Annotated in this window: 26 protein-coding genes and 2 pseudogenes; 23 read left to right on the forward strand and 5 right to left on the reverse strand. The window is 72.3% G+C overall.

Features of this window, described 5'->3' with window-relative positions; genetic code table 11:
• Positions 1 to 45: 45 nt before the first annotated feature.
• The 9 genes and pseudogenes from AB0K92_RS00475 to AB0K92_RS00515 all read left to right on the forward strand — a co-directional run.
• Positions 46 to 231, forward strand: a pseudogene (locus tag AB0K92_RS00475) (serine/threonine protein kinase); the annotation flags it as partial.
• A gap of 208 nt (positions 232 to 439) precedes the next feature.
• Positions 440 to 994 (forward strand): DinB family protein, encoded by a 555-nt coding sequence (locus AB0K92_RS00480; RefSeq protein ID WP_365918022.1) that lies wholly within the window; start codon positions 440 to 442, stop codon positions 992 to 994.
• Between the two features lie 11 nt (positions 995 to 1,005).
• Positions 1,006 to 1,938, forward strand: coding sequence for an A24 family peptidase (locus AB0K92_RS00485; protein ID WP_365918024.1), 933 nt, complete (start codon positions 1,006 to 1,008; stop codon positions 1,936 to 1,938).
• 68 nt (positions 1,939 to 2,006) lie between these two features.
• The gene (locus tag AB0K92_RS00490; protein ID WP_365918026.1) at positions 2,007 to 3,128 is read left to right on the forward strand and encodes a peptidoglycan bridge formation glycyltransferase FemA/FemB family protein; all 1,122 of its coding nucleotides are present in this window, start codon (positions 2,007 to 2,009) and stop codon (positions 3,126 to 3,128) included.
• 67 nt (positions 3,129 to 3,195) lie between these two features.
• Complete coding sequence (gene mqnC / locus AB0K92_RS00495) at positions 3,196 to 4,392, forward strand: cyclic dehypoxanthinyl futalosine synthase (protein ID WP_365763105.1); 1,197 nt, start codon at positions 3,196 to 3,198, stop codon at positions 4,390 to 4,392.
• Between the two features lie 7 nt (positions 4,393 to 4,399).
• Complete coding sequence (locus AB0K92_RS00500) at positions 4,400 to 4,999, forward strand: hypothetical protein (protein ID WP_365918028.1); 600 nt, start codon at positions 4,400 to 4,402, stop codon at positions 4,997 to 4,999.
• Positions 5,000 to 5,185: 186 nt separating this feature from the next.
• Positions 5,186 to 6,286 (forward strand): endo-1,4-beta-xylanase, encoded by a 1,101-nt coding sequence (locus tag AB0K92_RS00505; protein WP_365918030.1) that lies wholly within the window; start codon positions 5,186 to 5,188, stop codon positions 6,284 to 6,286.
• Between the two features lie 71 nt (positions 6,287 to 6,357).
• Positions 6,358 to 7,290 (forward strand): helix-turn-helix domain-containing protein, encoded by a 933-nt coding sequence (locus AB0K92_RS00510; RefSeq protein WP_365918032.1) that lies wholly within the window; start codon positions 6,358 to 6,360, stop codon positions 7,288 to 7,290.
• A gap of 52 nt (positions 7,291 to 7,342) precedes the next feature.
• Positions 7,343 to 8,215, forward strand: coding sequence for a carbohydrate-binding protein (locus tag AB0K92_RS00515; RefSeq protein WP_365918034.1), 873 nt, complete (start codon positions 7,343 to 7,345; stop codon positions 8,213 to 8,215).
• A gap of 120 nt (positions 8,216 to 8,335) precedes the next feature.
• Here AB0K92_RS00515 and AB0K92_RS00520 read toward each other — a convergent pair whose 3' ends face one another.
• Positions 8,336 to 8,761 carry a hypothetical protein gene (locus AB0K92_RS00520; protein WP_365918036.1) on the reverse strand — a complete coding sequence of 142 codons (426 nt, stop codon included), beginning with the start codon at positions 8,759 to 8,761 and terminating at the stop codon, positions 8,336 to 8,338.
• A 73-nt stretch (positions 8,762 to 8,834) separates the two neighbouring features.
• Here AB0K92_RS00520 and AB0K92_RS00525 point away from each other — a divergent pair.
• Both AB0K92_RS00525 and AB0K92_RS00530 read left to right on the forward strand, forming a co-directional pair.
• Positions 8,835 to 9,089: pseudogene (locus AB0K92_RS00525) on the forward strand (acyltransferase); the annotation flags it as partial.
• Positions 9,086 to 9,781 carry a demethylmenaquinone methyltransferase gene (locus AB0K92_RS00530; protein ID WP_365918038.1) on the forward strand — a complete coding sequence of 232 codons (696 nt, stop codon included), beginning with the start codon at positions 9,086 to 9,088 and terminating at the stop codon, positions 9,779 to 9,781. The pseudogene AB0K92_RS00525 and the gene AB0K92_RS00530, both read left to right, overlap by 4 nt.
• On the opposite strand, the gene AB0K92_RS00535 is transcribed toward AB0K92_RS00530, so the two are convergent.
• On the reverse strand, positions 9,768 to 10,103 hold the full coding sequence (locus AB0K92_RS00535; RefSeq protein ID WP_365918040.1) for a PASTA domain-containing protein: 336 nt from the start codon (positions 10,101 to 10,103) through the stop codon (positions 9,768 to 9,770). The two genes, AB0K92_RS00530 and AB0K92_RS00535, sit on opposite strands and share 14 nt — an antisense overlap.
• Positions 10,104 to 10,238: 135 nt before the next feature.
• A complete protein-coding gene (locus tag AB0K92_RS00540) occupies positions 10,239 to 10,745 on the reverse strand; it encodes a GNAT family N-acetyltransferase (protein ID WP_365918042.1) in 507 nt (168 codons plus the stop codon).
• A 97-nt stretch (positions 10,746 to 10,842) separates the two neighbouring features.
• Here AB0K92_RS00540 and AB0K92_RS00545 point away from each other — a divergent pair, with 97 nt between their 5' ends.
• On the forward strand, positions 10,843 to 12,132 hold the full coding sequence (locus tag AB0K92_RS00545) for a geranylgeranyl reductase family protein (RefSeq protein WP_365918044.1): 1,290 nt from the start codon (positions 10,843 to 10,845) through the stop codon (positions 12,130 to 12,132).
• Here AB0K92_RS00545 and AB0K92_RS00550 read toward each other — a convergent pair whose 3' ends face one another.
• Entirely contained in the window at positions 12,133 to 13,296 is a 1,164-nt protein-coding gene (locus AB0K92_RS00550) for a Cmx/CmrA family chloramphenicol efflux MFS transporter (RefSeq protein ID WP_365918046.1), read from the reverse strand.
• A 306-nt stretch (positions 13,297 to 13,602) separates the two neighbouring features.
• Entirely contained in the window at positions 13,603 to 14,463 is an 861-nt protein-coding gene (locus tag AB0K92_RS00555; RefSeq protein ID WP_365918048.1) for a C40 family peptidase, read from the reverse strand.
• Positions 14,464 to 15,177: 714 nt separating this feature from the next.
• On the opposite strand from AB0K92_RS00555, the gene AB0K92_RS00560 reads away from it, so the two are divergent.
• Genes AB0K92_RS00560 through nuoK form a run of 11 tightly spaced genes read left to right on the forward strand, consistent with a single transcriptional unit; the run spans position 15,178 to position 26,034 of the window.
• A complete protein-coding gene (locus AB0K92_RS00560; protein WP_007383963.1) occupies positions 15,178 to 15,537 on the forward strand; it encodes an NADH-quinone oxidoreductase subunit A in 360 nt (119 codons plus the stop codon).
• 13 nt (positions 15,538 to 15,550) lie between these two features.
• Positions 15,551 to 16,105 carry an NADH-quinone oxidoreductase subunit B family protein gene (locus AB0K92_RS00565; RefSeq protein WP_030494814.1) on the forward strand — a complete coding sequence of 185 codons (555 nt, stop codon included), beginning with the start codon at positions 15,551 to 15,553 and terminating at the stop codon, positions 16,103 to 16,105.
• On the forward strand, positions 16,102 to 16,863 hold the full coding sequence (locus tag AB0K92_RS00570) for an NADH-quinone oxidoreductase subunit C (protein WP_166001378.1): 762 nt from the start codon (positions 16,102 to 16,104) through the stop codon (positions 16,861 to 16,863). The genes AB0K92_RS00565 and AB0K92_RS00570 overlap by 4 nt, the downstream gene beginning before the upstream one ends.
• Positions 16,860 to 18,182: an NADH-quinone oxidoreductase subunit D gene (locus AB0K92_RS00575; protein ID WP_365918051.1), complete on the forward strand. Its 1,323-nt coding sequence runs from the start codon at positions 16,860 to 16,862 to the stop codon at positions 18,180 to 18,182. Before AB0K92_RS00570 ends, AB0K92_RS00575 begins: the two co-directional genes overlap by 4 nt.
• Positions 18,179 to 19,048 (forward strand): NADH-quinone oxidoreductase subunit NuoE, encoded by an 870-nt coding sequence (nuoE, locus tag AB0K92_RS00580; protein ID WP_365918053.1) that lies wholly within the window; start codon positions 18,179 to 18,181, stop codon positions 19,046 to 19,048. The genes AB0K92_RS00575 and nuoE overlap by 4 nt, the downstream gene beginning before the upstream one ends.
• On the forward strand, positions 19,045 to 20,397 hold the full coding sequence (gene nuoF / locus AB0K92_RS00585) for an NADH-quinone oxidoreductase subunit NuoF (protein WP_365918054.1): 1,353 nt from the start codon (positions 19,045 to 19,047) through the stop codon (positions 20,395 to 20,397). The genes nuoE and nuoF overlap by 4 nt, the downstream gene beginning before the upstream one ends.
• Positions 20,394 to 22,898, forward strand: coding sequence for an NADH-quinone oxidoreductase subunit G (locus tag AB0K92_RS00590; protein WP_365918056.1), 2,505 nt, complete (start codon positions 20,394 to 20,396; stop codon positions 22,896 to 22,898). Before nuoF ends, AB0K92_RS00590 begins: the two co-directional genes overlap by 4 nt.
• Positions 22,895 to 24,256 (forward strand): NADH-quinone oxidoreductase subunit NuoH, encoded by a 1,362-nt coding sequence (gene nuoH, locus AB0K92_RS00595; protein ID WP_365918058.1) that lies wholly within the window; start codon positions 22,895 to 22,897, stop codon positions 24,254 to 24,256. The genes AB0K92_RS00590 and nuoH overlap by 4 nt, the downstream gene beginning before the upstream one ends.
• Positions 24,249 to 24,899 (forward strand): NADH-quinone oxidoreductase subunit NuoI, encoded by a 651-nt coding sequence (nuoI, locus tag AB0K92_RS00600; RefSeq protein ID WP_365918060.1) that lies wholly within the window; start codon positions 24,249 to 24,251, stop codon positions 24,897 to 24,899. Before nuoH ends, nuoI begins: the two co-directional genes overlap by 8 nt.
• Positions 24,896 to 25,738: an NADH-quinone oxidoreductase subunit J gene (locus AB0K92_RS00605; RefSeq protein WP_365918062.1), complete on the forward strand. Its 843-nt coding sequence runs from the start codon at positions 24,896 to 24,898 to the stop codon at positions 25,736 to 25,738. Before nuoI ends, AB0K92_RS00605 begins: the two co-directional genes overlap by 4 nt.
• Complete coding sequence (gene nuoK, locus AB0K92_RS00610; RefSeq protein ID WP_166001391.1) at positions 25,735 to 26,034, forward strand: NADH-quinone oxidoreductase subunit NuoK; 300 nt, start codon at positions 25,735 to 25,737, stop codon at positions 26,032 to 26,034. The genes AB0K92_RS00605 and nuoK overlap by 4 nt, the downstream gene beginning before the upstream one ends.
• Positions 26,035 to 26,037: the final 3 nt, after the last annotated feature.

Below are 26,037 nucleotides of genomic sequence, written 5' to 3' on the forward strand. Positions count from 1 at the left end.
TAACCTGCTGGGGGATTGACAGGTCCACGGGGGAGGGGGCGCGCCATGCAGCCGCTCGGAGCGGACGAGCCCACCGGCGTGGGGCCCTACCGGCTGCTCGGCCGGCTGGGCTCCGGCGGGATGGGACGGGTGTACCTCGGTCGCAGCGCCGGCGGGCGCACGGTCGCGGTGAAGATCGTGCACCCGCACCTCGCGCTCGACGAGGAGTTCCGGGCCCGCTTCCGCCGCGAGGCGACCGTGCGGCTCACCCCGGTGGGCGACGACCTGCGGTACCAGTCCGAGAGCCCGGAGTCCGGCCGCCCCCAGGCCCGCCTCTCCCGGGTCGAGTGACAGGAACGCGCCGTACCGGCGGGGCCGGTTGCGCCGAACGGGGCGCCGAGGCGCGGGCCGCGCTGACAGACTGACGGGCCGACACGTCCACCCGTCACAGGAGCGTCGTATGCACTCGCCCCGACCGGTGCCGCCGCAGGAGCAGTCCGACTTCGCGTGCGAGCGGCTCACCGGCCGGCTCGCCGGGCCCGTCGTGGACAGCGGGGACGGCACGCCGGCCGCGGTCGGTCCGATGACCGACGGGGAGTACGTCCGGGAGTTGGTGCCCGGCTGCCGGCCGGTGCGGCGGCGCTCGGCCGGGCCCGGCGCGCGGGCGACGGCGCCGAGCGGCGCCCCGGCCGGGGAGCGGGGGCGTGACACCGCGCCGTATCCGCACCCCGCGCCGTCGCTCACCACGATCGCCCGGCGGCTGACCCGCCACGCCGAGATGCCGGCCCTGCGCGCCGACCACACCCCGCCCGGCGGCCGCACCCTCACCCGGGACGACCACCGGGTCAGGGGGGACGCCGCCGCCCTCAACACCGTCGGCCACCGCACGTATCCGCATGGCGGCGACGCCGGGGAGCCGTTCGTCGGCGTCGTGTGGTCGGTCAGGCAGGAACTGCCGTATCACGGTGCGCAGGTCGCCCTCCTGCGCGACCTGTTCCGCGCCCGGCGGGACTGACCGTGCCGGCGATGTGGCTGACCGCTGCGGCGGCAGCCTGGGGCGCGGCGGCCGGCGCGGCGCTGCCCCGGGCCGCCTACCGGCTCTCGGTGCCGCACGGGGACGCCGGGGCGGAGCCCGCCGGGGTATCGGAGCCCGCCGGGGTATCGGAGCCCGCCGGGGTATCGGAGCCCGGCGGGGGAGCGGAGTCCGCCGGGGTATCGGAGTCCGCCGGGGTATCGGAGTCCGCCGGGGTATCGGAGTCCGCCGGGGTATCGGAGCCCGTCGAGGGTGTCCGTTCCTCCCCAGACCCCCTGCCCCCACGGCAGTGGCGGACGGCCTGTCCGGCCGGGCATCCGCTCGCCGGGCCGCTGGGCGGCTGGGTCGGTCCGGGCCGGTGCGGTGAGTGCGCCGGGGCCGGGTACGGGCCCTCCGACCGCGCCCTCGCGGCGGTCACCGCCCTGCTCTGCGCTGCCCTCGCCGCCGCCACCGGGCCGCGCCCCGAGCTGGCCGTATGGCTGCTGCTCGGGCCGGTCGGGGTGCTGCTGGCGGTGGTGGACCTGCGGGTGCACCGGCTGCCGGACGTGCTCACCCTGCCGCTCGCCGTCGCCGCCCCCGCCTTCCTCGGTCTCGCCGCCCTCGCCCCGAACCACGCCGGTGACTGGAGCGGCGCCCTGCTCGGCACCCTCGCGCTCGGCGCCGGCTATCTCGTGCTGTGCCGGATCAACCCGGCGGGCATGGGCTTCGGCGATGTGAAGCTCTCCCTGAGCATGGGCGCCGTCCTCGGCTGGTACGGCCCGCGCACCCTGCTGCTCGGCACCTTCGCCGCGTTCCTGCTCGGCGCGCTCTACGCGGGCGCCCTGGTCGCGCTGCGCCGCGCCGGGCGCGGGACCGCGATCGCGTTCGGCCCGTTCCTGCTCGCGGGCGCGCTGATCGGGGTGGTGTCCGGCGCGTACGCCGCCTAGCCCAGTGAAAGGGGTGGGCGGCATTCCGCGGCCGTAGGCTCCTTGCGTCGGACGAAGGAGCACGGCGCATGAGCTATCGCCTGAAGGCCATCACCCGCGAGGACCACCTGGCGTTCGTCGCCACCCTGCCCTCGGTGAGTCATCTGCAACTCCCGTCCTGGGGCGACGTGAAGCAGGACTGGCGGGCGGAGAGCCTGGGCTGGTTCGACGCGGACGACCGTCTCGTCGGCGCCGGACTGGTGCTGCTGCGGCCGCTGCCGAAGCTCAGGCGGTACCTCGCCTATCTGCCCGAGGGCCCCGTCATCGACTGGACCGCCCCCGACCTCGACGCGTGGCTGCGGCCCCTGCTCGCCCACCTCAAGGCGCGCGGTGCCTTCACGGTGCGGATGGGCCCGCCGGTCGTCGTACGCCGCTGGAGCGCCGACGCGGTCAAGGCCGCCATCGCCGACCCGGAGACCAGGCGGCTCGGCGACGTGGCGCCCACCGCCGAGGACCCGCGCGCCCTCGATATCGCCGACCGGCTCCGCCGCGCGGGCTGGCGGCGAAGCGCGTCCGGCGGCGAGGACGGCTTCGCCGCGGGCCAGCCGCGCCACGTCTTCCAGGTGCCGCTCGCCGGCCGCTCCCTGGAGCAGATCCACCAGGGCCTCAACCAGCAGTGGCGGCGCAACATCAAGAAGGCCGAGAAGGCCGGCGTGAAGGTCGTCCAGGGCGACTACGAGGACCTGCCCGCCTTCCACCGGCTGTATCTGGAGACCGCCGAACGGGACCGGTTCGTCCCTCGCCCGCTGTCGTACTTCCAGCGCATGTGGACCGCGCTGCGCGCCGAGGACGAGAACCGGATGCGCCTCTACCTCGCCCACCACGAGGGCGAGGTCCTCGCGGCGGCGACGATGCTGACCGTCGGCGAGCACGTCTGGTACTCCTACGGGGCCTCCACCAGCCGCCGCCGCGAGGTCCAGCCGAACAACGCGATCCAGTGGCGGATGATGTGCGACGCCCATGAACTCGGCGCCGCGGTCTACGACTTCCGCGGCATCACCGACACCCTGGAGGAGGACGACCACCTCCTGGGGCTGCTCCGCTTCAAGGCCGGCAGCGGCGGCGAGGCCGTCGAGTACCTCGGCGAGTGGGACCACCCGCTCAACAAGGTCCTGCACCAGGCTTTCCGGCTCTACCTGTCCCGCCGCTGAGCCGGGAATGTCGCTGGCGTACGCTGGATCGGTCCGCCCGCAACCCCTGACGAAAGGGACGCCCCCGGTGACCGAGAAGGCCGACCTCCAGTCTGTGCTCGACCGTGCCGCAGCGGGCGGGCGGATCACCCCCGAGGAAGCGCTCGACCTCTACCGCCACGCGCCGCTGCACGCGCTGGGCGCCGCCGCCGACGCCGCCCGCCGCCGCCGGTACGCGGGCGTGGAGCACATCGCGACGTACATCATCGAGCGCAACATCAACTACACCAACGTGTGCGTCACGGCCTGCAAGTTCTGCGCCTTCTACGCCCCGCCGAAGAGCGACAAGGGCTGGACCCGCGACCTCGACGACATCCTGCGCCGCTGCGCCGAGACCGTCGAGCTGGGCGGCACGCAGATCATGTTCCAGGGCGGCCACCACCCGGACTACGGCGTCGAGTACTACGAGAAGCACTTCTCGGCCATCAAGAAGGAGTTCCCGCAGCTCGTCATCCACAGCCTGGGGGCGAGCGAGGTCGAGCACATGGCCCGGATCTCCAAGGTCAGCGTCGAGGAGGCGATCCAGCGCATCCACGCCGCCGGCCTCGACTCCTTCGCCGGCGCCGGCGCCGAGCTGCTGCCGGAGCGGCCGCGCAAGGCCATCGCCCCGCTGAAGGAGAGCGGCGAGCGCTGGCTGGAGATCATGGAGACCGCGCACAACCTGGGCGTCGAGTCGACGTCCACGATGCTCATGGGCACCGGCGAGACCAACGCCGAGCGCATCGAGCACCTGCGGATGATCCGTGACGTCCAGGACCGCACGGGCGGCTTCCGCGCCTTCATCCCGTACCTGTACCAGCCGCAGAACAACCACCTGAAGGGCCGCACCCAGGCGACCATCTTCGAGTACCTGCGGATGATCGCCGTCGCCCGGCTCTTCCTCGACAACGTCGCCCACATCCAGGGCTCCTGGCTGACCACCGGCAAGGACGCCGGGCAGCTCACGCTGCACTACGGCGCCGACGACCTCGGCTCGATCATGCTGGAGGAGAACGTCGTCTCGGCGGCCGGTGCCAAGCACCGCTCCAACCTGATGGAGATGATCGAGATGATCCGGGGCGCGGACCGCGTCCCCGCCCAGCGCTCCACGACGTACGAGCACCTCGTCGTCCACGACGACCCGGCGAACGACCCCGTCGACGAGCGGGTCGTCTCCCACATCTCGTCGACCGCGATCGAGGGCGGCACCGCCCACCCCGAGCTGAAGATCCTCGCCGCCAACTGAGGTACGTGTGCTGACCCTTCACGTCGCCGAGGCCACGCCCGGGACGGCCGTCCTGGTCGACGGCGCGCGCCTCGCCGCCGTCGGCCCGTACGACGAGCTGGCCGCCGCCCACCCGGACGCCCGGGTGCGGCGCTGGCCCGGCATCCTCACGCCCGGCCTGCTCAACCAGTACGGGCCGGAGCTGCTGGAGCAGACGTACCACCCGGACCCGCGCGAGGCCGACCGGTTCGGCACCGAGCCGATCGGCGGGGAGCGCGCCCAGGCCCTGTTCCGCGCGGACCCCGCCCGCCGGGGCGCCAGCGCGCGGCGCGGCGTGCAGCGGCTCCTCGCGCACGGCACCGTCGCCGTCGCGGGCGAGCTGCGCGACCGGGCCGCGCTGGACGCCGTACGGCGCGCCGGGCTCGCCGTCGGACAGCGACCGCCGTCGCTGCCGGGGCCGCCGGCCCTCTCCCCGGTCCCGCTGATCCTGCTCCCGCCCCTCGCCGCGGGCGGGCCCGCCCGCTTCGCCGTCTTCGACGTGCCCGACCGCGCCGCCCTGGTCCGCCTGGGCGCCGCGACCTGCGTCGCGACGGTCGTCGCGGGCCGCCTGGTGTACCGCGGCCGGTAACCCGCACCCTCCCTCGCGCCCCACGACCTTCCGTTCGGTCGTGGGGCGCTTCGGCGTGCACGCGTATTGACGGGCCGCTCGGCGAGCCCTTAGCGTCCGGCCATCCCTAATCTTTCGGATTTCGCTTCGAAACTTTCGAAGACGCGAACCCTCCGAAGACGCCGAGCCGACGGAATGAGACTCCCCATGAGATCCGTTCGCACCGCCACCGCGGCCCTCACCGTGGCCGCCCTGTCGCTCCCCCTCCTCGCGGCCGCCCCGCACTCCGAGGCCCGGCACGACCGGCTGCGCGCGGCGGCCCCCGAGGGCTTCTCCGTGGGCACCGCCGTGGCCGGCGGCGGCCACCACCTGTCGCAGCCGTACCCCGACCCCTTCACCTCCGACAAGGAGTACCGGAAGATCCTGGCCCGCCAGTTCGGCTCGGTCTCCCCGGAGAACCAGATGAAGTGGGACTTCATTCACCCCGAGCGCGACCGGTACGACTTCGCCGCCGCCGACGCCATCGTCGCCTTCGCCGAACGCAACCGGCAGGTCGTGCGCGGCCACACCCTGCTGTGGCACAGCCAGAACCCGGAGTGGCTGGAGCAGGGGAACTTCTCCCAGGAGGAGCTGCGCGCGATCCTGCGCGAGCACATCACCACCGTCGTCGGCCGCTACGCCGGGCGGATCCAGCAGTGGGACGTCGCCAACGAGATCTTCGACGACCAGGGCAGGCTGCGCACCCAGGACAACATCTGGATCCGCGAACTCGGCCCCGGCATCGTCGCCGACGCCTTCCGCTGGGCGCACGCGGCCGACCCCGGGGCGAAGCTGTTCTTCAACGACTACAACGTGGAGAGCGTCAACGCGAAGAGCAACGCGTACTACACCCTCGTCCAGGACCTGCTGAGGCGGGGCGTCCCGGTGCACGGCTTCTCCGTCCAGGCCCACCTGAGCACCCGTTACGGCTTCCCGGGCGACCTGGAGAGCAACCTGCGCCGGTTCGACGCGCTCGGCCTGGAGACCGCCGTCACCGAGCTGGACGTCCGCATGGACGTGCCGGAGGGCGGCGTGCCCACGGCGGAACAGGAGCGCACACAGGCCGAGTACTACCGGCGGACCCTGGCGGCGTGCCTCGCCGTGGACGGCTGCGACTCGTTCACCATCTGGGGCTTCACCGACAAGTACTCGTGGGTGCCGGTGTTCTTCGAGGGTGAGGGCTTCGCGAACGTCATGACCGACGAGTTCGAGCGCAAGCCCGCCTTCTACGCGCTGCTGGACACCCTGAAGGCGGCCCGCGGGCACTGAGCCCCGCCGCGCGCGTGAGACGCTGGTGTCGCTCGATTGGTCTGTACCTGCCACGAGGAAGGTCCGGGTCCATGCGCGGCACCACCGTCCCGCCGGGAACGCCCTGTCTCCCGCCCCGCCCCGGCGACGTACCCCTGCACCGGCTGGAGGTGACCGGTCCGCCCGCCGTCCCCTTCGCGGCGGGCAGCTTCGACGCCGTCGGCCCGCTCGCCCGCTCCGACCGGCCCCACCGGCACACCTTCTACGAGATCGTCCACGTCACCGCCGGAACCGGCACCCACGTCGTCGACCTCGCCCGCTGGCCGCTCACACCGCCCCACCTCGCCGTCCTCGCCCCCGGACAGGTCCACCACTGGGAGGACGGCCAGGGCCTGGACGGCACGCTGGCGCTGTTCACCGAGGACTTCCTGGTGGACCACCCCGGCGACCGCGACCTGCTGCGGAGCCTCGCCGACCGCTGCTGGTTCCGGCCCCCGCCCGAGGACGACGAACGGATCGGCGCGCTCATGGCCGAGCTGGTGACGGAGCACCGGCAACGCCGCCCCGGATACGCGAGCGTGCTGCGCTCGCTGCTGCACGTCCTCGTCGTCCGGGCGGCCCGCCTCCCGGACGGCCCCGCGCCCGGCACCCCGGCCGAGGGACGCGGGGCCCCCGTGGCGCAGGCCTTCGTCCGCCTGATCACCCGCCCCGAAGCGCTCTCCTGGACGGTCCGCGAGTGCGCGCACCGCCTCGGCGTCACCCCCGGCTACCTCACCGAGGCCGTACGGTCCGCCACCGGCCGCAGCCCCGGCCGCCTGCTCATCGAGGCCCGCGCCCGCCACGCCCAACGGCTGCTCGCGCACACCGAGTTGTCCGTCCGCCAGGTCGCCGCCCGCACCGGCTTCACCGACCCGGCCTACTTCAGCCGCTTCTTCCGCCGCGAGACCGGGCAGAGCCCCGGCGCCTTCCGAAAACACCACAGTGGCGCACACCAGTCCATCGAAGCCCCGCGGCCGCGCTCCTAGGGTCGGTCCCGTCCGGTTCACCGTCCTCCCGACACCCCCACGAGGAGCAGACATGGACGGCACCTCCCCGCACGGCGACCCCCGGCACGGCGACGCCCCGCACGGCGACTCCCGGCACGGCGACACCGCGCACGGCAACTCCCGGCACGTGCGCCGCAAAACGGTGCTGCGCGCCGCCCTCGCCGCGACCGTCGGAGTCCCCACCGCCCTGCTGGGCGCCCCCGCCCTGGCCCGCACCCTGACCGCCGCGGACACGGCACCCCCGCTCACCCCGCCCTGCGACGACGGCGACGACCCCACCCCGCCGCAGACCGAGGGCCCCTACTTCAAGCCCAACTCCCCGCGCCGCACCAGCCTGCTGGAGGCGGGCACCCCCGGCACCCGGCTCACCGTGAGCGGATACGTCTTCGGCCTCGCCTGCCGGCCGATCACCGGAGCCCTGCTGGACTTCTGGCAGGCCGATGCGGGCGGGGCGTACGACAACACGGGGTTCCGGCTGCGCGGTCACCAGTTCACCGGTGCCGACGGCGCGTTCACCCTCACCACGATCGTCCCCGGCCTCTATCCGGGCCGCACCCGCCACCTCCACGTGAAGGTGCAGGCCCCCGGCCGGCCGGTGCTGACCACCCAGCTGTACTTCCCGAACGAACCCCGCAACAACACCGACACGATCTTCGACCCGCGGCTGCTGATGACCGTCCGCGACGCGGGCGGCGCCAAGGAGGCCGCCTTCGACTTCGTGCTCGACGTGCCGCAGGACCCCGGACCCACCCCGCCGCCGGGCGGCACCTGGACCCCCGGCACCACCTACCGGGCGGGCGACCGCGTCACGTACGCGGGCCGCGCCTACGTCTGCCTCCAGGCCCACACGGCCCAGCCCGGCTGGGAGCCACCGGCCGCACCGGCCCTGTGGCGAGCGGCCTGAGCCCGCCGGTCCGGACCTCTCGGCCGGCCATGACCCCTCGGCCGGCCATGACCTCTCGCCCGGCCGCGGCCCCTCGCCCGGCCGCGGCCTCTCGGCTGGCCGGGCACCCGCCCCGCCCGCTCAGCCCGCGAACGCCTCCCCGAACGCCCCGTCCTCCTGCTCCACCCCGCTGCACCGAGCCGCCGAGTCACCCTCCCGGCAGTTCCGGTCCCGGAACGCGGCCCAGACCGACACCCACGCCGGCCGCCGCTGCCGCGCGAACTCCCGTACCCGCGCGGCGTCGTCGAGGGTGAACGTCTCGCCGTCGACATCGTTCACACCGATCATCGACGTCAGCGCCATTGCCTGCCAGGCGGCGGCCGGCGACAGCCCGAAGACCTCCGCGAGCTGGGCGTGGGCCGCCCGCGCCAGCTCGGCGGCGGTGCCGCAGACGGCCGCGAGCTCCCGCCCGGAGGCACCGCCGAAGGAGACGCGCACGGGCACGCCGGTCTCCCGCAGCGCGGCGATCCGCGAGGTCACGGCCGGGTCCGTGAGACGGACCGGCAAGGGCGGCACCCCCGCCGGGACGACCTGAGTGGGCAGGCACCGCAGGAGCGGCACGGCGGGCGGCCGTGACCGGTACAACGCCCGCGCGGTGACCGTCTGCCTCTGGCACGAGATCGCCCTGATCCTCGCCGTGCCGCTGACCGACCGGCTCCGGGAGGTGCCCGCCTTCGAGGCGTGGCTGCCGCTGGACAGCCGGTGGTTCCTGTTCGGCGTGGGCTGGCTGCTGATCGCGCTCTTCGCGGCGCTGTGCGGGTGGGTGGAGGACGTGGCGGCGAAACGCACACCGCGGCTCCGGCCGCACGGCCCGGCTGCAACAATGAGGGCGTGACCCGCGCATCCCTGGACAAGCAGCCGCACGAAGTCGCCTCGATGTTCGACGACGTCGCGGACCGGTACGACCTCACCAACGACGTGCTGTCCCTGGGCCAGGCCCGGGGGTGGCGGAAGGAGGTCGCCAAGGCCGTCGACGCGCGGCCCGCGCAGAAGGTCCTGGACCTGGCCGCCGGTACGGCGACCTCGTCGCTGCCGTTCACCCGCGCCGGCGCCTATGTCGTCCCCTGCGACTTCTCCCTCGGCATGCTCCAGGTGGGCAAGCGGCGGCACCCGTGGCTGCCGCTGACCGCGGGCGACGCCACCCGGCTGCCGTTCCAGGACGACGTCTTCGACGCCGTCACCATCTCCTTCGGGCTGCGCAACGTCCAGGACTTCGACGCCGCGCTGCGCGAGATGTACCGGGTGACGCGGCCCGGCGGACGCGTCGTGATCTGCGAGTTCTCGCACCCGACCTGGGCGCCCTTCCGCACCGTCTACACCGAGTACCTGATGCGGGCGCTGCCGCCGGTGGCGCGCGCGGTGTCCTCCAACCCGGAGGCGTACGTCTATCTCGCCGAGTCCATCCGCGCCTGGCCCGACCAGGCGGGCCTCGCCGACCGGCTCAAGGGCGCCGGCTGGTCGCGGGTGGCGTGGCGGAACCTCACCGGCGGTGTGGTCGCGCTGCACCGGGGCTTCAAGGACAGCTGAGCGCGCTCAGCTCCGGCGGCGCCTGCGGCGCGGGCTCGGGCGGGGTCAGCTCGCGGCGGACGCCGCCGTGCGGCGGGCCGGGCTCGCGCGGCTCGCGGACGCCCGATCCGCCGCCCTCCCCCTCGCCGAGGTCGAACCAGACGGTGACCACGGCGCCGCGCGGGACCCGCGCGCCGGGCGGCGGGTACTGCCGTACGACGTAGTCGACGACGGTGCGGCGGAAGTCCGGGCGGTCGGGCGCGTCGAGCCGCACGCCGTGGGCCTCGGCGGCGGCGCGGGCGTCGACGGCCATGAGACCGACGAGCCGTGGCACGCGTGCCACGGAAGTCCGGGGCGATGCGGTCGGTATGGGTGGTCTGCTCACAGATGTCACCCCCCAGCGGTACGGAAAGGGTAACGGTCCGGGGTGCCGTCCGGAAGCGTCCGGTGTCTTTCCGTAGCCAAAGGTGACCGACCGTCACAGATCCAGGCGGTAGCAGTGGCCCCGCTGCTCCGACTCGGGCGTCGTGAAGGTCTCCGCCAGCCGCATCCCCAGCCGCCGGGTCACCGCGATGGAGCGGGTGTTGCGGGCGTTGACCATGGCGACCACGCCCGGCACGCCCGCCTCCCGCAGCCGCTCCAGCGTCATCAGCGCCGCCGCGGTCACATAGCCCCGGCCCCAGTGCTCCCGGCCCAGCCGCCAGCCGATCTCGATCTCCCCGGCCGGGCCCCACGGCTGCGGCCAGGGCTGCGCGCCGGTGAAGCCGATGACCCGGCCGTCCTCGTCCAGCATCGTCCACAGGCAGAAGCCCAGTTCGGCGTCGTGCTTGCGCTGGCGGGCCGTCAGCTCCTCGTAGACGGACAGCTCGGCGGAGCGGCCGCCGTGGAACTCCATGACATCCGGGTGGTCGAAGACCCGGTGCCAGGCGACGGCGTCCTCGTCGGTGGGGACGCGCAGCCGTACCACGGGGAGCGTTCTGTTCACGGGGCAGCCCTTCAGCCGGTTGATCAATTCTGCTGAATAGACTGCCCATGTCCAGTGCCGGTCGGCACGCAGATTTCGAACTTGGGGAGATCCCGCCGTGACCGAGCCCCTCCTCTCCGACAACACCGCCGACGTGATCGTCGTAGGCGCGGGGCCGGCCGGCTCCACGACCGCGTACCACCTCGCCAAGGCGGGGCTCGACGTGCTGCTGCTGGAGAAGACCGAGTTCCCGCGCGAGAAGGTGTGCGGCGACGGGCTCACCCCGCGCGCGGTCAAGCAGCTCGTCGCCATGGGCATCGACATCTCGGAAGAGGCCGGCTGGCTGCGCAACAAGGGCCTGCGCATCATCGGCGGCGGCGTCCGGCTCCAGCTGGACTGGCCGGATCTCGCCTCCTTCCCGGACTACGGCCTGGTCCGCAAGCGCGACGACTTCGACGAGCAGCTCGCCCGCCAGGCGCAGAAGGCGGGCGCCCGGCTGTACGAGCGCTGCAACGTCTCCGGGCCGATCGTCGACGACCGCACCGGCCGCATCACCGGCGTCACCGCCAAGCTGGGCGAGGACAAGCGCGAGGTCTCCTTCCACGCGCCGCTCGTCGTCGCCGCCGACGGCAACTCCACCCGGCTGTCCCTGGCGATGGGCCTGCACCGCCGCGAGGACCGCCCGATGGGCGTCGCGGTCCGAACGTACTTCCAGAGCCCCCGCCACGACGACGACTACCTGGAGTCCTGGCTGGAGCTGTGGGACCGCCGCGGCCCCGGCGAGGACCGGCTGCTGCCCGGCTACGGCTGGATCTTCGGCATGGGCGACGGCACCTCCAACGTCGGCCTCGGCGTCCTCAACACCTCCGACTCCTTCAAGGAGCTGGACTGGCGCGAGGTGCTGAAGGCCTGGTGCGCCTCCATGCCGGAGGACTGGGGCTACACCCCCGAGAACATGACCGGCCCGATCCGCGGCGCCGCCCTGCCGATGGCCTTCAACCGCCAGCCGCACTACACCCGCGGCCTGCTCCTCGTCGGCGACGCCGGCGGCCTGGTGAACCCCTTCAACGGCGAGGGCATCGCCTACGCCATGGAGTCCGGCCAGATCGCCGCCGACGTCATCGTCCAGGCCCACGCCCGGTCCACCCCGGCCCAGCGCGAGACCGCCCTCCAGCGCTACCCGCGCGTCCTCAAGGACACCTACGGCGGCTACTACACCCTCGGCCGCGCCTTCGTGAAGCTCATCGGCAACCCGAAGGTCATGAAGATCGCCACCCAGCGCGGGCTCACCCACCCGCTGCTGATGAAGTTCACCCTCAAGCTGCTCGCCAACCTCACGGACCCGACGGGCGGCGACGCGATGGACCGCATCATCAACGGGCTGTCCAAGGTGGCGCCCAAGGCGTGATCACGCCACCCCGTCCGTTGCCCGCCGCGCCGCCCGCCCGGTACGGCGGCCGGCGGCGGCCAGGGCCGCTCCCGCCGCGGCGAGAGCGGCGCTGACCCAGGCGGCGGCCCGCTGGTCGCCCGCCGCGGAGGCGGCCGCCCCGGCCGCCAGAGGCCCGGCGAACGCGCCCACGTTCAGCGCGGCCGTGGCGAACGAGCCGCCCAGCGCGGGCGCGCCGGACGCCGCCCCCAGCACCCGCCCCACCAGCGCCGAGCCGGCGCCGAAGGACAACGCGCCGAGGACGGCGGCCAGGAGGAACAGGGGTACGGCGCCCGAGGCGGTCAGGGCGAGCGCCGCCCAGCCGGCCGGCAGCGCGGCCGTCGCGTACCGGACGAGACGGCCGTCGCCCCGGCGGCCGGCCACGGTCACCCCGAGGAAGGCACCCGCTCCGAACGCCGCGAGCAGCCCGGGCACCACCGCCTCGGGCAACCGCGTCACCTCCGTGGCGACGACGGCGAGGTGGGCGAACGTCGCGAAGGTCGCCCCGTTGACGAGCGCGGCCAGCGCCAGCGCCGACCGCACCGGGCGTTCCCCGAGGACCCGCAGCTCCCGGCGGACCGAGACCGGTGCGCGGCCGGCGGCGCCGGCGGGCGCCGAGCGGAACACCAGCGCCAGCGCGGGCAGACACAGCGCGGCCACCGCCCAGAACGCCGCCCGCCACCCGGCCCGCTCACCGAGCAGCGCGCCCGCGGGCACCCCGGCGACGCACGCCAGCGTGACCCCGGACAGGAGCACGGCGGTCGCCCGGCCCTGCTTGGCGGGAGGGACGAGGGAGGCGGCCACGGACATCGCCACCGCCAGGAAACCGGCGTTGACGAGCGCGGCGACGACCCGGGTGGCGAACAGCACCGCGAAGTCGTCCGTGAGCGCGCCGGCCACATGCACGGCGACGAACGCCGCGAGGAACGCCGCCAGCGCCCGGCGGCGCGGCCAGTGGGCACTCCAGGCGGCCATCACCGGGGCGCCGGCGACCATGCCGATCGCGTAGGCGGAGGTCAGGCTCGCCGCGGCGGCCGGTGACACGGACAGCTCCCGGGCGATGCCCGGCACGAGCCCGGCCAGCATGAACTCGGACGTCCCCTGGGCGAAGACGGCGAGGCCCAGGACGTGAAGGAAGAAAGGCAAGGAGTCGACTCCGGCGTGAGACGCGGGCAGGAAGCATCCGCGCGCCGGACAAGTCAGGGAAGGAGGAACCGGCCAGGCACGCGGAGCGCGTGTCCGGTCGCCGGGGGCGGCTCGGAGAGCCGTACGGCGGTCAGCCTGCGGCCCGCCGCCGGGCGACCGGCGGCTCCGCTCTGTCGGACTCGGGGTTCGTCACGCGAGGCACGCTAGCGGCGCGCTCGCGGCGAGGCAACGGGAATACCGTCCCGAGGACGGGCGGAGGGCCGCAGCCCCCGAGCGGCTGCGGCCCTTCCCACGATGAGAGGCGACTCAGAGGACGCGCACCGCGCCCGACGCCGGGTAGCCGGACAGGTCCTGGATGACGACGCCCTTGGAGGGATTCGCGGCGTCCAGGTACTGGCCGTCGCCGATGTAGACGCCCACGTGGTACGCGGAGCCCTTGCCACCCCAGTACAGGATGTCGCCGGGCTGGATCTGGGACAGCGGGATGTCGGTGCCGACCATCGACTGGTCCTGGGACACGCGCGGCAGGTCCACACCGACCTGGCGGAAGGCGGCCTGGACGAGGCTGGAGCAGTCCCAGGCGTTGGGGCCGGTCGCGCCCATGACGTAGGCGTCGCCCAGCTGGGCCTTGAGGAACGAGATGACCGTACCGACGCTGCCGCTCGCGGGCGCGGAGACGGACGGCGCGGACACGGAGCCCTGCGGGGACGCGGAGGCGGACGCGGACGCGGTGAGCGTGGTGCGCTCGGCGTCGCGGGCGGCGCGCTCGGCGGCGGCCCGGCGCGCGGCCTCCTCGGCCTTCTTCTTGGCTTCCGCCTTCTTCTTCGCCTCGGCGAGGTCGGCCTTGGCCTCCTTGGCGGCCTGGGCCGCGGCCGCGTCACGCTCGGCCCGCAGCTCGTAGTTCGCGGCGGCCAGTTCGGTGGCGTCCGCGGACTCGGCGACCTGGGCGGCCAGGTCGTCCGTCAGGGTGGGCAGTTCGAGAGTCTGCGTCACCGGTTCGGCGGCGTTCGCGGACGCCGACGCACCGGCCACTGCCACGGTGCTGAGGATGCCACCGGCAACTCCGGCCCGCATCGCGATCGAGGACGCGCTGCGGCGGGGTTTCCGGTGGCTGCGTATGTGAGCGGTGTGGGACATGAGAACAACCGGTATCAGGGGCTCCTTCATACCTTCAAGAAACGTGGCGTGCGCCACAGTTGTTCAATCCGGCCTCCGAAACCCGGTCGTCAGCCTCCTTATTGACGCCGTAACGGACATTGCGGACCCACCCTCTCAAGCCTGTGATCATGGGCTTTCGTCGTTACGCCCGAATTGCCCCGCGCTTACCACTGGTTGGGATGGTTGGCCAAGCCCGCTTCTCGCGGCCCCTCGTGAATGTGGCAGAGGTCACGGAACGGTTACCCGGAGGGGCGCGTCTCGGGCGCGCGGCGACGGCCGGCCCGCTCGTGAACGCGCGCACACGTCCACACCCCGGCTCGCGACTCCTTTCGAGGTGTGAACGGAGCCCACTATCAAGAGATCGGGGCCAGCGCCAATTTGCATGCAGCGGAACTCTCTTGATATTGAGACGCCCCTTCCGAGCTGCGGCGACGAGCGAAAATGTCACCACTAGTGATCACTCTGACGCTTCGCGTACGAAGATCACCGCTCATACGACTTCATGATCCTTCGTCAGGTGGTGGAGATCACAAAGCTTGTGCAATACCCCGTGTCGCAGATCACAGAGCGGCGGGCATAAGATGCGAGGCAGTTGGGCTTGTGACCTGCTTCACATGTTCGCGATCTTCGCCGGGGCCAGCGGGGTCGGCGGGACCGGTGGGGCGGATGTGAGCCCAGTGAAAACCGCCAGCAGTCAGTGCCGACTGAGAGGAGCGAGGAGCGGTGAACGCGTATGCGCCCATCCTCGTACTGGGAGCCCTCGGGGCAGGCTTTGCGATCTTCTCCGTGGTCATGGCCACGCTGATCGGTCCGAAGCGGTACAACCGCGCCAAGCTCGAGGCCTACGAGTGCGGTATCGAGCCGACCCCCACGCCGGCCGGCGGCGGGCGCTTCCCCATCAAGTACTACCTGACGGCGATGCTCTTCATCGTCTTCGACATCGAGATCGTCTTCCTCTACCCCTGGGCCGTCACCTTCGACGCCCTGGGTGTGTTCGGGCTCGTGGAGATGCTGCTCTTCGTGCTCACCGTCTTCGTCGCCTACGCCTACGTCTGGCGGCGCGGCGGCCTGGAATGGGACTAGGGGCCTTTTAGTCATGGGACTCGAAGAAAAGCTGCCGAGCGGCTTCCTGCTGACCACCGTCGAGCAGGCCGCCGGGTGGGTGCGCAAGGCGTCGGTCTTCCCGGCCACCTTCGGCCTGGCCTGCTGCGCCATCGAGATGATGACCACCGGCGCCGGACGGTACGACCTGGCGCGCTTCGGCATGGAGGTCTTCCGCGGCTCCCCGCGCCAGGCCGACCTGATGATCGTCGCCGGCCGCGTCAGCCAGAAGATGGCGCCGGTGCTGCGGCAGGTCTACGACCAGATGCCGAACCCCAAGTGGGTGATCTCCATGGGGGTCTGCGCCTCCTCCGGCGGCATGTTCAACAACTACGCCATCGTCCAGGGCGTCGACCACATCGTCCCCGTCGACATCTACCTCCCCGGCTGCCCGCCGCGGCCGGAGATGCTCATGGACGCCATCCTCAAGCTCCACCAGAAGATCCAGGGCTCCAAGCTCGGGGTCAACGCCGAGGAGGCGGCCCGCGAGGCGGAGGAGGCGGCGCTCAAGGCCCTGCCGACGATCGAGATGAAGGGGCTGCTGCGGTGAGCGACGCGAACGGCACCCAGGGTGCGCACGGGCCGGACCGGCCCAACCCCGAGCAGGACCTCAGCGCCTCCAACCTGCCCGGTCAGCGCGGCGACGGCGGCGAGGAGATCCGCGTCCAGCGCGGCATGTTCGGCGCGAACAACGGCGGCGACACCTCCGGCTACGGCGGCCTGGTCCGCTCGGTCCGGCTCCCGGGACCGGCGAGCAGGCCCTACGGCGGCTGGTTCGACGAGGTCGCCGACGAGCTGGAGGGCGCGCTGGAGGAGCAGGGACTGCTCCCCGGGAACGCCATCGAGAAGACGGTCGTCGACCGCGGCGAACTCACCTTCCACATCGAACGCGAGCACCTGGTCCGCGTCGCCCGCACCCTGCGCGACGACCCGGCCCTGCGCTTCGAGCTGTGCACCGGCGTCAGCGGCGTCCACTACCCGCACGACAAGGGCCGCGAGCTGCACGCCGTCTACCACCTGCGCTCGATCACCCACAACCGGCTGATCCGCCTCGAAGTCAGCGCCCCGGACGCCGACCCGCGCATCCCGTCCCTGGTCGAGGTCTACCCGACCAACGACTGGCACGAGCGCGAGACGTACGACTTCTTCGGGATCGTCTTCGACGGCCACCCGGCCCTGACGCGGATCATGATGCCGGACGACTGGCAGGGCCACCCGCAGCGCAAGGACTACCCCCTCGGCGGCATCCCCGTCGAGTACAAGGGCGCCCAGATCCCGGCTCCGGACCAGCGGAGGTCGTACTCGTGAGCACTTCGCACGCCTCCCCCAGGGAGACCACCGAGGGCACCGTCTACACGGTCACCGGCGGCGACTGGGACGAGATCGTCCAGTCCGCGGCCAAGGCCGACGACGAGCGCATCGTCGTCAACATGGGCCCCCAGCACCCCTCCACCCACGGGGTGCTCCGCCTGATCCTGGAGATCGAGGGCGAGACGGTCACCGAGGCCCGCTGCGGCATCGGCTACCTGCACACCGGCATCGAGAAGAACCTCGAGTACCGGACCTGGACGCAGGGCACCACGTTCGTGACGCGCATGGACTACCTGACGTCCTTCTTCAACGAGACCGCCTACTGTCTCGCCGTCGAGAAACTCCTCGGCATCGAGGACCAGATCACCGAACGCACCAAGATCATCCGCGTGCTCCTGATGGAGCTGAACCGGCTCTCCTCCCACCTGGTGTGCATCGCCACCGGCGGCATGGAGCTGGGCGCCACCACGATCATGATCTACGGGTTCCGCGACCGCGAGATGATCCTCGACATCTACGAGCTCATCACCGGCCTGCGGATGAACCACGCGTACATCCGCCCCGGCGGACTCGCCCAGGACCTGCCGCCCGGCGCGGTGGACCAGATCCGCGAGTTCGTGAAGAAGATGAAGAGGAACCTCCCGGAGTACGACAAGCTCGCCACCGGGAACCCCATCTTCAAGGCCCGCATGCAGGACGTCGGCTACCTCGACCTGGCCGGCTGCATGGCCCTCGGCGCCACCGGCCCGATCCTGCGCTCCACCGGCCTCCCGCACGACCTGCGCAAGGCCCAGCCCTACAGCGGCTACGAGACGTACGACTTCGACGTCCCGACCACCGACACCTGCGACGCCTACGGCCGCTTCCTGATCCGGCTGGAGGAGATGCGCCAGTCGCTGAGGATCATCGAGCAGTGCCTGGACCGGCTCCAGCCCGGCCCGGTCATGGTGCCCGACAAGAAGATCGCCTGGCCCGCCCAGCTCGCCCTCGGGCCGGACGGCCTCGGCAACTCCCTCGACCACATCAAGAAGATCATGGGCACCTCCATGGAGGCCCTGATCCACCACTTCAAGCTGGTCACCGAGGGCTTCCGGGTCCCGCCCGGACAGGCCTACGCGGCCGTCGAGTCGCCCAAGGGCGAACTCGGCGTGCACGCCGTCTCCGACGGCGGCACCCGCCCCTACCGGGTCCACTTCCGCGACCCGTCCTTCACCAACCTGCAAGCCATGGCGGCGATGTGCGAGGGCGGCCAGGTCGCCGACGTCATCGTCGCCGTCGCGTCCATCGACCCCGTGATGGGAGGCGTCGACCGGTGACCACCTCATCCTCGGAGCGAGCCGAGCGAGGCGTCAGCCTGGGCATGCCCGAGCTGCCCGCGCCCGACTACCCGGACGACGTCCGAGCCCGGCTCGAGCGGGACGCGCGGGAGATCATCGCCCGCTACCCGGACTCCCGGTCCGCGCTCCTGCCGCTGCTGCACCTGGTGCAGTCGGAGGAGGGCCACGTCACGCGCACCGGAATGCGGTTCTGCGCGGAGACGCTCGGCCTGACCACGGCCGAGGTCACCGCGGTGGCCACCTTCTACACCATGTACCGGCGCAAGCCCTCCGGTGACTACCAGGTGGGCGTGTGCACCAACACCCTGTGCGCGGTGATGGGCGGCGACGCCATCTTCGAGACCCTCCAGGAACACCTGGGCGTCGGCAACGGCGAGACCACCGACGACGGCAAGGTCACCCTGGAGCACATCGAGTGCAACGCGGCCTGCGACTACGCCCCGGTCGTCATGGTCAACTGGGAGTTCTTCGACAACCAGACCCCGGACACCGCCCGGCGCCTCGTCGACGACCTGCGCGCCGGCCGGCCCGTCAGCCCCACCCGCGGCGCGCCCCTGTGCACCTTCAAGGAGACCGCGCGGATCCTGGCCGGCTTCCCCGACGAGCGGCCCGGAGCCGTCGAGGCGGGCGGCAGCGGCGGACCGGCGTCCCTGGTGGGCCTGCGCCTGGCCAAGGGCGAGGCGGCGCCCGCGCGCGTGGTCCACCCGCGCGGTGAGGCACCCCGCGACGAACCGCCGCACCAGCCGCCGCCCGCGGAGCACCTCAGCTCCCACGACGCGCCGCAGTCCACATCGGCCTCCGACCCCGCGAACCCCAGCGGACCCGTCGCCGAGGAGGGGGAGTGATGACCGTGGTACCCGACGTCAAGGACACCAGCCCCGAGAAGCTGCTCGCACCCGTGCTGTCGGCCTTCTGGGACGAGGACCGCTCCTGGTCGCTGGACGTCTACCGGCGGCACGAGGGCTACGAAGGGCTGCGCAAGGCGCTCGCCATGTCGCCGGACGACGTGATCGCGTACGTCAAGGACTCCGGTCTGCGCGGGCGCGGCGGCGCGGGATTCCCGACGGGCATGAAGTGGCAGTTCATCCCGCAGGGCGACGGCAAACCGCACTATCTCGTGGTCAACGCCGACGAGTCGGAGCCCGGGACCTGCAAGGACATCCCGCTCCTCTTCGCGAACCCGCACAGCCTCATCGAGGGCATCGTCATCGCGTGCTACGCCATCAGGTCGTCGCACGCCTTCATCTATCTGCGGGGCGAGGTCGTCCCCGTCCTGCGGCGGCTGCACGAGGCCGTCCGCGAGGCCTACGCGGCGGGCTACCTCGGCGAGAACATCCTCGGCAGCGGACTCGACCTCGAACTCACCGTGCACGCGGGCGCCGGCGCGTACATCTGCGGTGAGGAGACCGCGCTGCTCGACTCGCTCGAAGGCCGCCGCGGCCAGCCGCGGCTGCGTCCCCCCTTCCCCGCCGTCGCGGGCCTGTACGCGTGCCCCACTGTCGTGAACAACGTCGAGTCGATCGCGTCGGTTCCCGCCATCATGAAGAACGGCAAGGACTGGTTCAGGTCGATGGGCAGCGAGAAGTCCCCGGGCTTCACGCTGTACTCGCTCAGCGGCCACGTGGCCAGCCCCGGCCAGTACGAGGCCCCGCTCGGCATCACCCTGCGCCAGCTGCTCGACATGAGCGGCGGGATGCGGCCCGGGCACCGGCTGAAGTTCTGGACGCCGGGCGGCTCCTCGACGCCGATGTTCACCGACGAGCACCTCGACGTCCCGCTCGACTACGAGGGCGTCGGCGCCGCCGGGTCCATGCTCGGCACCAAGGCCCTGCAGTGCTTCGACGAGACGACCTGCGTGGTCCGCGCCGTCACCCGCTGGACCGAGTTCTACGCCCACGAGTCCTGCGGCAAGTGCACCCCGTGCCGGGAAGGCACCTACTGGCTGGTGCAGCTGCTGCGCGACATCGAGGCCGGCAAGGGCGCCATGAGCGACCTCGACAAGCTGGCCGACATCGCCGACAACATCAACGGCAAGTCCTTCTGCGCCCTCGGTGACGGTGCCGCCTCGCCGATCTTCTCCTCGCTGAAGTACTTCCGCGAGGAGTACGAGCAGCACATCACGGGCCGCGGCTGCCCCTTCGACCCGGCCAAGTCGACGGCCTGGGCCGATCACCGCACGGAGGTGAACGCATGACCGTGACCACCAGCGCCCCCGCGGGCGGGGGAGAGGCGGCGGTCCCGCCGGAAGATCTCGTCACGCTGACCATCGACGGCATCGAGATCAGCGTGCCCAAGGGCACCCTGGTCATCCGCGCCGCCGAACAGCTCGGCATCGAGATCCCGCGTTTTTGCGACCACCCCCTCCTCGACCCGGCCGGCGCGTGCCGCCAGTGCATCGTCGAGGTCGAGGGGCAGCGCAAGCCCATGGCGTCCTGCACGATCACGTGTACGGACGGAATGGTCGTGAAGACTCAACTGACCTCACCGGTCGCCGAGAAGGCCCAGCACGGCGTGATGGAGCTGCTGCTCATCAACCACCCGCTGGACTGCCCGGTCTGCGACAAGGGCGGCGAGTGCCCGCTGCAGAACCAGGCCATGTCGCACGGCAACGCCGAGTCCCGCTTCGAGGGCAGGAAGCGCACCTACGAGAAGCCGGTGCCGATCTCCACCCAGGTGCTGCTCGACCGTGAGCGCTGCGTGCTGTGCGCGCGCTGCACCCGCTTCTCCAACCAGGTCGCCGGCGACCCGATGATCGAGCTGATCGAGCGGGGCGCCCTCCAGCAGGTCGGCACCGGCGAGGGCGACCCCTTCGAGTCGTACTTCTCCGGCAACACCATCCAGATCTGCCCGGTCGGCGCGCTCACCTCGGCGGCGTACCGGTTCCGCTCCCGCCCCTTCGACCTGGTCTCCTCGCCGTCGGTGTGCGAGCACTGCTCCGGCGGCTGCGCCACCCGCACCGACCACCGGCGCGGCAAGGTCATGCGGCGCCTCGCGGCCAACGACCCCGAGGTCAACGAGGAGTGGATCTGCGACAAGGGCCGCTTCGCGTTCCGCTACGCACAGCAGCGCGACCGCCTCCAGACGCCGCTGATCCGCAACCCCGAGGGCGAGCTGGTGCCGGCGTCCTGGCCGGAGGCGCTGCAGATCGCCGCGCAGGGACTGCTCGCCTCGCGGGGCCGCACCGGTGTCCTCACCGGCGGCCGGCTCACCGTCGAGGACGCCTACGCCTACAGCAAGTTCGCGCGGGTGGCGCTCGACACCAACGACATCGACTTCCGCGCGCGGCCGCACAGCGGTGAGGAGGCCGACTTCCTCGCCGCGCGGGTCGCGGGCCGCGGCCGCGACCTCGACGGCACGGGCGTCACGTACACCTCCCTGGAGAAGGCCCCGGCGGTGCTGCTGGCCGGGTTCGAGTCCGAGGAGGAGGTGCCGGGCGTCTTCCTGCGGCTGCGCAAGGCCTGGCGCAAGCACGGACAGCAGGTGTTCGCGCTGGCCACCCACGCCACGCGGGGCCTGCGGAAGGCGGGCGGCACGCTGCTGCCGGCCGCGCCCGGCACCGAGACCGAGTGGCTGGACGCGCTCGCCGCCGGGGTCGGCCTGGAGGGCGACGGGGCGAAGGCCGCCGAGGCGCTGCGCGCCGAGGGCGCGGTGATCGTCGTCGGCGAGCGGCTCGCCTCGGTCGCCGGAGGCCTCACCGCCGCCGTCCGGGCCGCGTCCGCGACCGGTGCGCGGCTGGTGTGGATCCCGCGGCGGGCGGGCGAGCGCGGCGCCGTCGAGGCCGGCGCGCTGCCCTCGCTGCTGCCCGGCGGACGCCCGGCCACCGACCCGCGCGCGCGGGAGGAGGTCGCCGCCGTCTGGGGCCTCGCCGGCCTCCCGCACCGCTACGGCCGCGACACCGGCCAGATCGTGGAGGCCGCCGCCACCGGGGAACTGGGCGCGCTGCTCGTCGCGGGCGTGGAGGTCGCGGACCTGCCCGACCCGGCCCGCGCGCGGGAGGCGCTCGCCGAGGCCGGCTTCGTGGTCTCGCTCGAACTGCGGCCCAGCGAGGTGACCGCCCTCGCGGACGTCGTCCTGCCGGTCGCCGCGGTCGCCGAGAAGGCGGGCACCTTCCTCAACTGGGAGGGCAGGGTGCGCCCGTTCGAGGCCGCGCTCAAGCCCGACCAGATGACCCGGCGGCTCGCGCCCAGCGACGCGCGCGTGCTCCAGATGCTCGCCGACGCCATGGACGTCCACCTGGGCCTGCCGGACCTGCGGACCATCCACGCGGAGCTGGACCGGCTCGGCGCCTGGGACGGCCCGCACGCCACCGAGCCGCTGGAGACCGCGGCCCCGCTGCCCCGGCCCGCGGCCGGGGAGGCGGTCCTCGCCGGACACCGGCTGCTGCTCGACCAGGGCGTCCTGCAGCAGGGCGACGAGGCGCTGGCCGGCACCCGGCACGCCGCACGCGCGCGCGTGTCGGCCGCCACGGCCGCCGAGGCCGGCGTCGAGGAAGGCGACGCGCTCGCCGTGACCGGCCCCGCCGGGACCGTCGAACTCCCGCTGGAGATCACCGAGATGCCCGACCGCGTGGTGTGGCTGCCGCTGAACTCCACCGGCGGCGGCGTCGCCTCCGACACCGGCGCGCTGCCCGGCTCCCTCGTCCGCATCGGCCCGGCCACGCTCGTCGGCGAGGCCCCCAAGGAGGTGGAGGCATGAGCCCGTACCTCGCCGCTGAAGACCTCTCGATGTTCGGCCGCGACCCGTGGTGGCTGGTCGTCGTCAAGGCGGTCTTCTGCTTCGCCTTCCTGATGGTGACCGTGCTGATCTCCATCGTGATGGAGCGCAAGGTCGTCGCCTGGATGCAGCTGCGCATCGGCCCCAACCGGCACGGCCCCTGGGGCCTGCTCCAGTCGCTCGCCGACGGCATCAAGCTGATGCTGAAGGAGGACATCGTCGTCAAGCGCGCGGACAAGGTGGTCTACGTCCTCGCGCCGATCGTCGCCGCCATCCCGGCGTTCATGGCGATCGCGGTGATCCCCTTCGGCCCGGCCGGCAACGAGGTCTCGATCTTCGGCCAGCGGACCACGATGCAGCTCACCGACCTGCCGATCGCGATGCTCTACATCCTCGCGGTCGCCTCGGTCGGCATCTACGGCATCGTGCTGGCGGGCTGGAGCTCCGGATCGACGTATCCGCTGCTCGGCGGCCTGCGCTCGTGCGCGCAGATGATCTCGTACGAGATCGCCATGGGCGCCGCGTTCGCCTCGGTGTTCCTCTACTCCGGGTCGATGTCGACCTCGGCGATCGTCGAGGCCCAGCAGGACCGCTGGTTCGTGGTGCTGCTGCCGGTGTCCTTCCTGATCTACATCGTGACGATGGTCGGCGAGACCAACCGCGCCCCCTTCGACATGCCGGAGTCCGAGGGCGACCTGGTCGGCGGCTTCAACACCGAGTACTCGTCGATCAAGTTCGCGATGTTCATGCTCGCCGAGTACGTCAACATGGTGACCGTCTCGGCCGTGTCCGTGACGCTCTTCCTCGGCGGCTGGCGCGCCCCGTGGCCCGTCAGCACCTTCTGGGAGGGCGCCAACCACGGCTGGTGGCCGCTGCTCTGGTTCACGGTCAAGGTGCAGCTGCTGCTGTTCTTCTTCGTCTGGCTGCGCGGCACGCTCCCGCGGGTCCGCTACGACCAGCTGATGAAGCTCGGCTGGAAGGTCCTCATCCCGGTCTCGGTGGTCTGGCTGATGCTGGTCGCCACCGTGCGGACGCTGCGCAACGAGAACTACGACTTCGCCGACATCGCCCTGTACGTGGGCGGCGGCGTCCTCGCCCTGCTGCTGCTCTCCTTCGTCGCGGACTTCTTCCGCGAGCGCGGCAAACCGGCCCAGGCCCCGGCCGAGCCGGCCGCCTTCGACCCGATGGCGGGCGGATTCCCCGTGCCGCCGCTGCCGGGCCAGGAGCTGCCGCCGGTGCCCCGGCGCCGCTCGCGCCGCGAGCGAGAGCTGATTGTCAGTGGTGGGCCCGATACTCACAGTGACGGATCGCGTGACGGAAAGGAGGCGTCCGATGGCTGAGGAGCCCCAGGAGGGCGGGCACACGTCGCCCGGTTTCCAGAACCCCGTGGCCGGCTTCGGCGTGACCTTCAAGGCCATGTTCAAGAAGCGGCTCACGGAGCAGTACCCGGAGCAGAAGAAGACCACCGCTCCGCGTTTCCACGGACGGCACCAGCTCAACCGCCATCCGGACGGCCTGGAGAAGTGCGTCGGCTGCGAGCTGTGCGCCTGGGCCTGTCCCGCCGACGCGATCTACGTCGAGGGCGCGGACAACACCGACGAGGAGCGCTACTCACCGGGCGAGCGGTACGGGCGGGTGTACCAGATCAACTACGCCCGCTGCATCCTGTGCGGCCTGTGCATCGAGGCGTGCCCCACGCGGGCGCTGACGATGACCAACGAGTTCGAACTGGCCGACTCCAGCCGCGCCAACCTCATCTACACCAAGGAACAGCTGCTGGCCGGTCTCGACGAGGGCATGGTCGACACCCCGCACGCCATCTACCCGGGCATGGACGAGCAGGATTACTACCGGGGCCTGGTGACGGAGGCCGCGCCCGGCACCGAGCGCCAGGTCGCCCACTCCAAGGGCGAGGTCGTGCAGGAGGCCGACTCCACCTTCGGCGGGACCGAACCGGCGTCGGAGAAGGTGATCGGCCGATGACCGCGCAGCTCGCCGCCTACACCACCTCCACCGGAGAGGCCGTCCAGTTCTGGATCCTCGGCACGGTCGCGGTGATCGGCGCCCTGTGCACCGTCTTCATGAAGAGGGCCGTGCACAGCGCGCTCTGCCTGGCCGGCACCATGATCGTCCTGGCGGTGTTCTACCTCGCCAACGGCGCCTACTTCCTGGGCGTCGTGCAGATCGTCGTCTACACCGGCGCGATCATGATGCTGTTCCTGTTCGTGGTGATGCTCGTCGGCGTCACCGCCGCGGACTCCCTGAAGGAGACCATCAAGGGCCAGCGCTGGCTGGCCCTGCTGTGCGGGCTCGGCTTCGGCATCCTGCTCGTCGCCGGCATCGGCAACGCCTCGCTGAACGAGTGGGGCGGCATCGGCACGGCCAACGCGGGCGGCAACGTCGAGGGCCTGGCGGCCCTGATCTTCACCAAGTACGTCTTCGCCTTCGAACTCACCGGCGCCCTGCTGATCACGGCCGCCGTCGGCGCCATGGTGCTCACCCACCGCGAGCGCACCGAGCGCGCCAAGACCCAGCGGGAGCTGGCCGAGCAGCGCGTCCGCGAGGGCAAGCACCTCCCGCCGCTGCCCGCACCGGGTGTCTACGCCCGGCACAACGCCGTGGACATCGCGGGCCTGCTGCCCGACGGCACCCCGTCGGAGCTGACCGTCAACAAGACGCTGCGCGCACGCGGCCAGATCAGGGACGTCTCCGCGCAGGCGCTGAACGACCTGCGGGCGCTGGAACAGCGCGCCGAGGAGCGCCTGGAGCGGACCGGGACCGTGCCGGCGACCTTCAAGCGGACCGAGGAGGCGTCGAAGTGAACCCCGTCTACTACCTGTATCTCGCGGCGCTGCTGTTCGCGATCGGCGCCACCGGCGTGCTGATCCGGCGGAACGCGATCGTGCTGTTCATGTGCGTCGAGCTGATGCTCAACGCCTGCAACCTCGCGTTCGTCGCCTTCTCCCGGATGCACGGCAACCTCGACGGCCAGATCATCGCCTTCTTCACGATGGTCGTCGCCGCCGCGGAGGTCGTGGTCGGGCTCGCGATCATCGTGTCGCTGTTCCGCGCCCGCCACTCGGCCTCGGTCGACGACGCCAGCCTGATGAAGCTCTAAGGG

This window comes from Streptomyces sp. NPDC052687 (assembly GCF_040678395.1).
In the GTDB taxonomy this organism is placed as follows: Bacteria; Actinomycetota; Actinomycetes; order Streptomycetales; family Streptomycetaceae; genus Streptomyces.